Genomic DNA, 2,864 nt, shown 5'->3' on the forward strand with positions numbered 1-2,864 from the left:
AAAGAAGTCAAAAGGTGGTGGAAAGTCATCAAATGCCTCGATGACTTCTTGTCTCATCTCCTGCCACAGGAGCCTCACACGAACTGCGCTTGGGGATTCTCCCCGACTACCGCCTACTATCATCGGAATATGGCCAAATGGGTTAACCTGCTTAATACCTTCAAAACCGGCTCCTTCCATGATGGTTTGTAGTTTCCGGCTTTCGGCCCTCATCTTTAGCTGCTGGTAGGCGCCAATTAATCTGTTCCCTGAGGCAACATTCTTGGTTGTCAGTACTGCTTCTGAAAGCAGACTCAGATCAGCATTCCTGAGTGCTAGCTGAATGCTTATAGGGTTGGCTCTGAAAGTTTGTGGGCCAGTTTCAACGAGTGCGCTTTCTAACGAATGAACATTTATACCGTTTACTTTGACAGTCTTACAGGGAACCCTTCCCTTGATGATCACCATACTCATGTTGTTAGGTAGATTAAGTGTGCGAGGCGTCGTGTCTGAGGTGTAGACGATTATCTGGTTTGGTAAGGCATTGTTTGCTGTATGTAAATCAAGAGAGGATTCAGGACTTAGCCAGTAATCATCTCCGAAGATACTTTCGACGTACTGCCCAACGAAAGACCAGATGGATTCATACCAAAGTACTGAATCACCCGCTTTTTCAGTGGTGAGATCTGCATCCAGGAGATACCATCCCCTGATGATTTGCTTGAAATAGCCTTTATTGATCAGAAGTGTGCGTTGTTTATCAGTGATTGACTTAGAACTCAGCACGTTGCCCACGGCCGCATCGCTTGCAGCTCTCAGCGCTTCTGCCAACCTTTCGTTTCCAGTTTTTGCCATGTCTTTCTTCCAGCAGATGTTCAAGTATTAGCTAATACGGGAATACAATATTAGCTATTACGATATTTAATTACTAGCTTTTACGAACTTACATTATTAGCTTTTACACTCAAATACAGTAAATCTAAGTCCTCTATCAACTGATTGCTGATGGTCAACATGCTGCAAAGGCCAAACAGATCGTTTGGGATTTTTTATAACTCCTCATATTGCTCAAACCGAATTGAGTTCCTTCAAAGTGCTCGACTATTTGCAAAGCTATTAAGGGCAAATTAACCCTAGTTTTAATAACGGTATTCTTTGCTAAAAAGTTATTAATTTTTTTATTTAATGTTAAAGATCGCATTTTTGTAAACAAAAGAGGCGCTATTATGCATTAGTGAAATCACTTAACGATGGGTAAAGATAAGTTCTATTTGTTTGTATAACGATGAAACTTGTCATTCAATTTTAATAATTACTATTCATTCAGAGGTCTTTATGGGCAGTACCGGAAGTGTCAGTGCGTGGGATGAAGCGTTATTAATTGCGGCTATTCAATATCCTGTTCCTATTATTAGGGGACCTGAAGATATTCAGGTTCAAGTTCAGCAGATTTGTAAAACAATGGATTCAACTAAAGCCGGTTATCCTGACTTGGATTTTATTGTATTTCCTGAATATTCTGCTCAGGGATTAAATACCAAGATCTGGACCTATGATGAAATGTTATTATCGTTGGACAGTCCAGAAATTGACTGTTTTCGTCGAGCTTGTATTCGTAATGATGTCTGGGGTGTGTTTTCAATAATGGAACGTAATGAAGATCCGTCACAGATACCTTATAACACCGCGATTATTATTAACAGCAATGGTGAAATTGTATTGCATTACCGTAAATTGCAGCCTTGGGTGCCGATTGAACCCTGGATGCCGGGCAATCTGGGTATGCCGGTCTGTGAGGGGCCAAAAGGTGCAAAATTGGCGGTGTGTATTTGTCATGATGGTATGTTTCCTGAATTGGCACGCGAAGCCGCCTATAAAGGTTGTAACGTTTTTATCCGCATTTCTGGTTATTCTACCCAAGTTAACGATCAATGGATTTGGACGAATCGTACTAATGCCTGGCAGAACTTAATGTATACCGTATCGGTTAATCTGGCAGGCTATGATGAGGTTTTTTATTATTTCGGTGAAGGTACAATTTGTAATTACGACGGTAATATTATCCAGCAAGGGCAGCGTAATCCGTGGGAAATTGTTACCGCCGAACTGTTCCCTCGTCTGGCGGATAAGGCTCGTGAGAATTGGGCGCTAGAGAACAGTATTTTTAATCTCGGTTGCCGAGGTTATGTCGGTAAGCCGGGCGGAGAGAGAGCTAATTATCTGACTTGGGTGCGCGATTTGGCAAACGGTGAATATAAACTGCCTTGGGATGAAAATATCCGTATTCGTGATGGCTGGAAATATTACCCAGAAGGTGTGAAACTGGGGCCATTACCGAAAATCGATGAATAACTGACAGATTGATAATACGGCACCGCAAGGTCATTGCGGTGTTGTTATTTTTCCATCTTGAAATCTATAAGGTATAGACTAATTTAATTTTAAATTATTTATTTACGAAATAAAATTAATTTTTATATTAATTATGGGCTGCCCTAAATAATTTATTAAAAATTAAGTGATCATCTGGAGGGAACTCAGACAAATTTTTGCGATCTGAACATCCAAGATTAACGGAAATATAAATAATCGATATTTTGATAAAGGGATTATCATTATGCGAATGCAAGTTGAAAATTCATTTAAATGAATGGTTTTCATAAAGTAGTTGTTGTAAATATAATGTTTTCTCATTTTTCCTTTTCTGATATTTGATTCTTTAGGCTCTTCTATTAATGCATTCGGTAAAGACTTGCCTGAGAAAATATGGGAAGATGTTTTTTGTAACTTGGTAGAAATACTATAAATGGTAATGACTAACTAATAAGACAGAGAAACAGATTGTGGCAAACAAAGAAAAACGGCCTCACCATGACGGATTATTC

The 2,864-nt window shown here is 39.4% G+C and carries 2 protein-coding genes; one reads left to right on the top strand and one right to left on the bottom strand.

The features are described from left to right. Nucleotides 1–834: hypothetical protein (locus SLS51_RS22775; RefSeq protein ID WP_323840776.1), on the bottom strand; the 834-nt coding region annotated here is incomplete at its 3' end. 480 nt (nucleotides 835–1,314) lie between these two features. Between SLS51_RS22775 and SLS51_RS22780 the strand changes: the two genes are divergently transcribed. Continuing rightward, nucleotides 1,315–2,331: a formamidase gene (locus tag SLS51_RS22780; RefSeq protein WP_011147417.1), complete on the top strand. Its 1,017-nt coding sequence runs from the start codon at nucleotides 1,315–1,317 to the stop codon at nucleotides 2,329–2,331. The last annotated feature ends 533 nt before the right edge of the window (nucleotides 2,332–2,864 follow it).

The organism is Photorhabdus africana (genome assembly GCF_035181445.1).
In the GTDB taxonomy this organism is placed as follows: Bacteria; Pseudomonadota; Gammaproteobacteria; order Enterobacterales; family Enterobacteriaceae; genus Photorhabdus; species Photorhabdus laumondii.

What these genes read in the sequence shown, in the direction of transcription:
- SLS51_RS22780 (WP_011147417.1), top strand. Translation starts at nt 1,315, where the DNA reads ATGGGCAGTACCGGAAGTGTCAGTGCGTGGGATGAAGCGTTATTAATT.